Source organism: uncultured Xylophilus sp. (genome assembly GCA_913776965.1).
Taxonomy (GTDB): domain Bacteria; phylum Pseudomonadota; class Gammaproteobacteria; order Burkholderiales; family Burkholderiaceae_C; genus Xylophilus.
This window is the reverse complement of the sequence record CAJYQL010000070.1, coordinates 22,366-29,348: the sequence shown is the minus strand read 5'-3', so window position 1 is coordinate 29,348 and position 6,983 is coordinate 22,366. Positions and strand designations below refer to the sequence as shown.

The 6,983-nt window shown below is 67.3% G+C and carries 5 protein-coding genes; 1 reads left to right on the top strand and 4 read right to left on the bottom strand.

From position 1 onward, the window contains the following. The 3 genes from acnA to QZ500_RS10910 form a co-directional block, all read right to left on the bottom strand. Positions 1 to 2,605, bottom strand: a 2,605-nt coding sequence (gene acnA, locus QZ500_RS10920; RefSeq protein ID WP_295855055.1) for an aconitate hydratase AcnA, incomplete at its 3' end; no start/stop codon positions are given. 234 nt (positions 2,606 to 2,839) lie between these two features. After that, positions 2,840 to 3,136: an H-NS histone family protein gene (locus tag QZ500_RS10915; protein WP_295855051.1), complete on the bottom strand. Its 297-nt coding sequence runs from the start codon at positions 3,134 to 3,136 to the stop codon at positions 2,840 to 2,842. Positions 3,137 to 3,225: 89 nt separating this feature from the next. Beyond that, on the bottom strand, positions 3,226 to 4,527 hold the full coding sequence (locus tag QZ500_RS10910; RefSeq protein ID WP_295855047.1) for a hemolysin family protein: 1,302 nt from the start codon (positions 4,525 to 4,527) through the stop codon (positions 3,226 to 3,228). A 22-nt stretch (positions 4,528 to 4,549) separates the two neighbouring features. Here QZ500_RS10910 and QZ500_RS10905 point away from each other — a divergent pair, with 22 nt between their 5' ends. After that, positions 4,550 to 5,407 carry a symmetrical bis(5'-nucleosyl)-tetraphosphatase gene (locus QZ500_RS10905; RefSeq protein WP_295855045.1) on the top strand — a complete coding sequence of 286 codons (858 nt, stop codon included), beginning with the start codon at positions 4,550 to 4,552 and terminating at the stop codon, positions 5,405 to 5,407. Between the two features lie 16 nt (positions 5,408 to 5,423). Here QZ500_RS10905 and QZ500_RS10900 read toward each other — a convergent pair whose 3' ends face one another. Beyond that, a complete protein-coding gene (locus QZ500_RS10900) occupies positions 5,424 to 6,938 on the bottom strand; it encodes a DEAD/DEAH box helicase (protein ID WP_295855042.1) in 1,515 nt (504 codons plus the stop codon). Between the last annotated feature and the right edge of the window lie 45 nt (positions 6,939 to 6,983).

The window sequence follows — 6,983 nt, the reverse complement described above, 5'->3', positions numbered from 1 at the left end:
GGCCGAGCGACTGCCAGGAGTCGCCGCTCTGGAACTGCAGCGGCAGCACGCCCATGCCGACCAGATTCGAGCGGTGGATGCGCTCGAAGCTGCGCGCGACTACCGCCTTGATGCCGAGCAGCTGCGTACCCTTGGCGGCCCAGTCGCGCGATGAGCCGGTGCCGTATTCCTCGCCGGCGAAGATCACGGTCGGCGTGCCCGCGTCGATGTAACGCATCGCGGCATCGAAGATCGGCATCTTCTCGCCCTGCTGCGGCCCCGGGTTCTGGAACAGCGTGACGCCGCCCTCCTCCCGCGACCCGTCGGCGCGCGGCGGGATCATCAGGTTTTTGATCCGCACGTTGGCGAAGGTGCCGCGCATCATCACGTCGTGGTTGCCGCGCCGGGCGCCGTAGCTGTTGAAGTCGGCTGGCTGGACACCGTGGGCCTGCAGCCACTGACCGGCGGGCGACGTGGCCTTGATCGAGCCGGCGGGCGAGATGTGATCGGTGGTGATCGAGTCGCCGAACAGCGCCATGATGCGCGCCCCCTCGACTTTCGACGTGTTTTGGCCTCCAGCGCCCGTCGCACCTGCGTCAGCTGCTCCGCTTTCGAGAGCAAACCCGGCGAAGAACGGCGGTTCGGCGATGTATGTGCTCTCCGGCCAGGTGTAGGTGGTGCCGGAGACGCCGTCGATCCGCTCCCACAACTCGCCCGGGTCGGTCTTGACCTTGGCGTAGTTGGCGCGGAAGGCGTCGCCGTTCATCGCGTATTTCAGCAGCGCATGGACCTCGTCGCTGGACGGCCAGATGTCGCCGAGGTACACGTCCCGTCCGCCGTGGCCCTTGCCGACCGGTTCGGTCATCAGGTCCCGCAACACCGTCCCTGCGATCGCATAGGCCACCACCAGCGGCGGGCTCGCAAGGAAGTTCGCCTTTAGGTTGGGATGGATCCGCGCCTCGAAATTGCGGTTGCCCGACAGCACGGCGGCGCAGACGAGTTCGCCGTCGGTGATCGCTTGGTTGATCTCGGGCGTCAGATCGCCCGCGTTGCCGATGCAGGTGGTGCAGCCGTAACCGGCCACCGCGAATCCGAGTTTTTCCAGATAGGGCAGCAGGCCCGTCTGCGTCAGGTACTCGGTGACGATGCGGGAGCCCGGGGCTAGCGAGGTCTTGATGTGCGGCTGCACGGTCAGCCCCGCTTCCACCGCCTTCTTGGCCAGCAGGCCCGCCGCCAGCAGCACGCTCGGGTTGGAGGTGTTGGTGCAGCTGGTGATCGCCGCGATCAGCACGTCGCCGTTGCCGACGGTGAAGTCGCCTGCCGGCACACGGCCGGTGCCGGGCGCCTGCGGAGCCGATGCCTTGACGGCCGCCCGTTCGCGCAACAGATCGGCGGGCCGGTTGAAGCCGTTCTCGGCCGCGGGCTTGCTGAAGAGAGCTTCGAATTCGTCGGCGACCCGGCCCAGTTCGATCCGGTCCTGGGGCCGCTTCGGGCCGGCCAGGCTGGGCGTCACGTCGCCGAGGTCGAGCTTCACCACCTCGGAGTAGTCGATCTCGCCGGCCTGCGGAACGCCGAACATGCCCTGGGCGCGGAAGTACGCCTCGAACGCCTCGATCTCCTCGTCGTTCCGACCCGTCCCGCGGAAGTAGTCCACCGTCTTGTCGTCGACCGGAAAGAAACCCATGGTCGCGCCGTATTCCGGCGCCATGTTGCCGATGGTGGCCCGGTCCGGCACCGACAGCGTCCGCGTGCCTTCGCCGAAGAATTCGACGAATTTGCCGACCACCTTCTGCCGGCGCAGGATCTCGGTCACGGTCAGGACCAGATCGGTGGCGGTCACGCCTTCGCGCAGCTTGCCGGTCAGTTCGAAGCCGACGACGTCCGGCGTCAGGAAATACACCGGCTGGCCGAGCATCGCGGCCTCCGCCTCGATGCCGCCGACGCCCCACGCGACCACACCGATACCGTTGACCATCGTGGTGTGGCTGTCGGTGCCGACCAGCGAATCCGGGTAATAGACGCCATCGTCGCCCCGATGCACCCCGCGCGCCAGATATTCCAGGTTCACCTGGTGCACGATGCCGAATCCCGGCGGCACCACCCGGAAGGTGTCGAATGCCTGCATGCCCCATTTCATGAATTCGTAGCGCTCGCGGTTGCGCTGGAATTCGAGCTTCATATTCAGGTCCAGCGCGGCCGGCGTGCCGAAATAGTCGACCATCACCGAATGGTCGACCACCAGATCGACCGGCACCAGCGGCTCGATCCTTTTCGGGTCCTTGCCGATTTTGCCGGCCACGCTGCGCATCGCCGCCAGGTCGGCCAGCAAGGGCACGCCGGTGAAATCCTGGAGCACCACGCGAGCGACTACAAAGGGAATCTCGTCGACCCGCGACGCATGAGGTTGCCATTGCGCAATCTGGGCGACGTGCTCCGCCGTGATTTTCTGGCCATCGCAGTGGCGCAATACCGATTCGAGAACGATGCGAATCGAGACCGGCAGCCGGGCAATACCCGGAAATCGCTGCTGCAACGCCGGTAAAGAATGGAACTTACCGGTCTTGCCGGACGACATCCGGAATTCCGCGACCGTGGACGTCGGGGCGGGAGTATTCGAGGGGGACATGCGGGCTCCTGGGTTCACCGTGATCTACACCCATTCTGTCAGCGGGTGATGACCGGCGCGCAACATGCCGTGACAGGAAGCCCGGCTCCTGCTCTACCGCAGCGCACGGCTGCGAGCAGGTTCCCAAAACAAAATCCCCGGCGGAGGTAAACCCGCCGGGGATTTCGGTCCGATCCGAAGCCAGCCGCCGGCATCGAAACCGGCGCCCGGATCAGTGCCGGGCGGCCAGAAAGCTCAGATCGCGAATTTGCTGCGGTCTTCGCCCTGAATCCATTTCGGTGCCTTGCCGCGGCCGGTCCAGGTGGCGCCGGTCGCCGGGTCGCGGTATTTGGCCGCAACCTTGCTGCCTTTGGCGGGAGAACCGCCGGTACGGGTACGGCCCGCCGGGAAAACATCTTCTGCGGTGAGTCCAAATTCTTCGATCAGCGTCCGGACGCGGGTAATGGCATCGGACAGTTCACGCTGGCGCGCGTCGTTGATTTGGGCCTCGAGCGCTTCACGCTGCTTGAGAAGTTCTTTATAAGTGGTCATGTCGGAGGGTATCGCGATGAAAGACGCGATTATAGACACGCCAGAGCCGCCAAAATCCCGTCGAGAACCAACTTCTTACTTTTTATCGATTATGACGCCGGCGTTTCCCGGGTTTTGCGCCGGATTGCCAGCACCTTGTCGATACGCCGACCGTCCAGGTCGATCACCTCGAATATCCAGTCGCCGCATTCGACATGCTCGCCCACGCCGGGCAATCGGCCGATTTCCGACAGCAGCAATCCGGCGAGGGTGTTGTACAGGCCGCGGTCTTCACCCGGCAATTCGCGAATATCCAGCCGGCTTTTCAATTCGCCGACCGGCATCAGCCCGTCGAGCAGCCACGACCCGTCGGCCCGCTGGACCGCCCAGGCTTCGGTCAGGGCACCGGGCTGAAGTTCGCCGGTGATCGCCTCCAGCAGGTCCCGGGGCGTCATCAGACCCTGCACCACGCCGTATTCGTCGACCACGAACACCATGCGGCCGGACTGGGCCCGGAACTGCTCCAGCAGCTCCATGCCCGACAGCGTTTCCGGCAGGAAAGTGGCGGGCAGGACCTGCGCGGCGAGCAGACCGACGTGGTCGGGCCCCAGCTCCAGCAGGCGCGCCACGCTGATCACGCCCACCACATCGTCGAGCGAGTCACGGCAGACCGGATACCAGGAGTGCGCGCCCTGACTGGCGGCCCGGGCCAGTCCTTCCGCGACGGTGCCCCGCGCGTCCAGCCATTCGATATCGCCGCGCGGCACCATCATCGAGGTGAGCGGCCGGTCGTCGAGATGGAACACATTCTGCACCATGCGGTGCTCCTGCTGTTCGATCACGCCGGCATCCAGGCCCTCTTCCAGGCTGGCGGCGATTTCCTCTTCCGTCACCGCGCGGCCGGCGTTGTTGTCGATGCGCAGCAGCCGCAGCACCGCATGGGTGCTGACCGACAGCAGCCGCACGAAGGGCTTGGCCGCCTGCGCCACGAAGGTCATCGGCCGAGCCACCCAGCGGGCCACCGCCTCGGGATACAGCTGACCGATCCGCTTCGGCACCAGTTCGCCGAAGACGATGGTGATGAAGGTGATGATAGTCACGACCAAGGCGGTCGCCGCGATCTCGGCGGCCCGCTCCGGCACCGAGACCGAACGCAGCAGCACCGCCACGTCGTCGCTGAAAGCCGCCTCGCCCAGGATGCCGTTGAGCATGCCGATGGAGGTGATGCCGACCTGTACCGACGACAGGAACTGCGTCGGCTGCGCCAGCAGCGCCAGCGCGGCGGTCGCGCCGCGGTCCCCGGCCTCCGACATGGCGACCAGCCGGGCCCGGCGGCTGGAGGCCAGTGCGAGTTCGGACATGGCGAAGACGCCGTTCAGCAGGGTTAGCAGCGCGATGAGCAGGAAATCCATGGAGGGTGAGGACAATAGGGAAATGGCAATTTATCTGATCGGCGATCTGCAGGGCTGCGACGGTGCGCTGGGGCGCCTGCTGGCGCAGATCGACTTCTCGCCCAGCCGCGACACGCTGTACCTTCTGGGCGACCTGGTGAACCGGGGGCCGGAATCGCTGGCGGTGCTGCGGCGCCTCGCGGCGCTCGGCGATGCGGCGCACTGCCTGCTGGGCAACCACGACCTGCACCTTCTCGCCGTGGCGCACGGCGTGCGCTCGCCCGGCCGCAAGGACACGCTGGACGACATCCTTGCGGCCCCGGACCGCGATGCCCTGCTCGACGGACTTCGCCGCCGGCGCATGGCGATCCGACTGGCCCACGGCGAACAGGACCTGCTGATGGTGCATGCCGGCGTGCTGCCGGCCTGGGATGCGGAGCAGGTGCTCGCCCTGGCGGGCGAGGTGGAACGCGTGCTGCGCGGCGACGATCTGCCGGGCTTTCTGGGCACGATGTACGGCAACCTGCCGGACGCCTGGGACCCGGGGCTGCAGGGCGCCGACCGGCTGCGGGTCGTGGTCAACGCGCTTACCCGGCTGCGGTTCTGCACGCCGGAGGGCCGGATGGATTTCGTATCGTCCGAAGGTCCGGACGATGCGCCCGCAGGCTTCCTGCCGTGGTTCGACGTGCCGGGCCGGCGAACGGCGGGCATCACCGTCGCCTTCGGCCACTGGTCGGCCCTCGGCTGGCTGGAGCGGCCGAACCTGCTGGGGCTCGACACCGGCTGCGTCTGGGGCGGCTGCCTGACGGCTGTCCGGCTCGGCCGGCGGTGGGGCGACAACGAGCGCATCCAGGTGCACTGCGAACAGGTGCTCGTCCCCGGCAAAAACGCCGGGCGCTGAGCAGGCGAGCAGCGGCTCAGGTCTGCGGCTCGGCCTCGGGCTGCAGTGCCGGCGATGCAGCGGGTGCAGGCGCCGGCACCGGCGCGGGCTGCGCCTTGAACAGGGCCGCCACCTTCCGCTTGGATTTGATGTTGGCGGAAATGCCGCGCGGCGCGGCGGTCGTGCGGGCCGCGGACTCCCAGGCCGGCGCCTCGGCGGCCGTACCCGCCTCGTACGGCCGGTCGAAGAACGGGTCGCGCGAGGCAGACGGCGCACGTGACGGCGCCGCGGACGGCGCCCGGCCATCGGACCGGGGCTCGCGACGCGGACGACGGTCGCCGCCCTCCTCGCCTTCGCGGTACATCCGACGTCCGTCGTTGATCCGGCCGCGCGGCCGGTCTTCCTCGAACTCGAGCGCTTCCAGCTCCATCTTCTTGCCGATGAGCTTCTCGATGTCCGCCGCCAGCCGGCCGTCGTTGCGACTGTCCGCACCGACAAAGCTGACCGCCAGACCCGACGCACCCGCCCGGCCGGTGCGGCCGATGCGGTGCACGTAGTCCTCGGCATTGAACGGGATGTCGAAATTGAACACCGCCGGCACGTCCTTGATGTCGAGGCCGCGGGCGGCCACGTCGGTACACACCAGCAGGTCGACTTCTCCCGCCTTGAAGGCCGCGAGCGCTTTCAGCCGCTCGTCCTGGCTCTTGTCGCCGTGCAGTGCGGCCGTCTTCAGGCCCTCCCGCTCCAGCGACCGTGCCAGCCGGGCGCAGCCCAGCTTGCTGTTGACGAAGACGAAAGCCTGCGTGATGCCGCGCTGGCGAAGCACCTGGTGCAGCGCGCGCCGCTTGTCGTCTTCCTTCAGGCTGTAGAAATGCTGCTCGACGGTGGAGGCGGTCGCGTTGGAGCGGGCCACCTCGATCGTCACCGGGTCCTGCAGGTAGCTGCCGGCCAGCCGCTTGATCTCGGGCGAGAAGGTGGCGGAGAACAGCAGGGTGGTCCGCTGCTTCGGCAGGTAGCTCAGGATGCGCTGCAGATCGGGGAGAAAGCCGATGTCCAGCATCCGGTCGGCTTCGTCGAGCACCACGTACTCGACCTGGTTGAGCACCGCGTTCTTCGCCTCGATGTGGTCGAGCAGACGGCCTGGCGTGGCGACCAGCACCTCGACACCCTTTTTGAGTTCCAGCGTCTGCGGCTTCATGTCCATGCCGCCGAACACCACGGCGCTGCGCATGTTCGTGTACTTGGCGTACAGCTTGATCTGCTGGGCCACCTGATCGGCGAGTTCGCGGGTCGGCAGCAGCACCAGGGCGCGCACCGGATGGCGCGCAGGCGAGGTGGAGGCGTTTTCGTGCTTGAGCAGGCGCTGCAGCAGCGGCAGCGAGAAGGCGGCCGTCTTGCCGGTGCCGGTCTGGGCAGCGCCCATGACGTCGCGGCCCTGCAGCACCACCGGAATCGCCTGCGCCTGGATCGGCGTCATGTGTTCGTAGCCCATTTCGGCCACGGCGCGCGCCAGCGGTTCGGCGAGCGAGAGTTCGGAGAAGGATGTCGTCATTGAGCCGGCGATTGTCGCACCCAGCGCCGATTTGCTGAAATCCGC

Bases quoted from the DNA above. Each gene is read 5' to 3' on its own strand.
- QZ500_RS10910 (WP_295855047.1), bottom strand. From the start codon at position 4,527: ATGGATTTCCTGCTCATCGCGCTGCTAACCCTGCTGAACGGCGTCTTC.
- QZ500_RS10915 (WP_295855051.1), bottom strand. From the start codon at position 3,136: ATGACCACTTATAAAGAACTTCTCAAGCAGCGTGAAGCGCTCGAGGCC.
- QZ500_RS10900 (WP_295855042.1), bottom strand. From the start codon at position 6,938: ATGACGACATCCTTCTCCGAACTCTCGCTCGCCGAACCGCTGGCGCGC.
- QZ500_RS10905 (WP_295855045.1), top strand. From the start codon at position 4,550: ATGGCAATTTATCTGATCGGCGATCTGCAGGGCTGCGACGGTGCGCTG.